The sequence below is a fragment of the Mesorhizobium sp. M4A.F.Ca.ET.050.02.1.1 genome, assembly GCF_003997725.1.
GTDB lineage: Bacteria > Pseudomonadota > Alphaproteobacteria > Rhizobiales > Rhizobiaceae > Mesorhizobium.
The window spans coordinates 1-406 of record NZ_RZSG01001543.1; the positions used below are offsets into that span (position 1 = coordinate 1).

Consider the following 406-nt stretch of genomic DNA (forward strand, 5'->3'; position numbering starts at 1 on the left):
CTCCTGCATGTCGCCAGCTACCACCTGCAACGGGATTTGTAGGACTCCTTGACCTGAAACGACCTCTTCGTGCTGGTTGGTTTCGTTGTTGACGAAAACCACCTTCTTCTTGAGCACGTAAAGGGTTGTCGACGCCCAGTGCTCTCCGAGCGCCAGGAGCTTGTCCTTGACCTCGCGAAGATGCTGCATCGAGACCCGAGATTCGTTGCGAAGCTCGTCGAGCACGCGCAGCGCCACAAGGTCCTTGAAGCTATACAGTCGAGCGTAGGCAAGCTTGCGATTCTCGTTGCCCAGGCTTGGCGCAAAGAAGTTCGTCCGGTCCCAGTGCCGCAGTTGGCGGACTGAAAGGCCGGTGAGACGCGCGGCGTCTTCTTCCGTGAAGGCCGCTATGACTATGGTCTCAGCC

General features: G+C 58.1%; 1 protein-coding gene. It reads right to left on the reverse strand.

What is annotated here, in order from left to right:
* A partial coding sequence (locus EOA33_RS38565; protein WP_348628308.1) for a MerR family transcriptional regulator occupies positions 1 to 406 on the reverse strand: 406 nt, incomplete at both ends.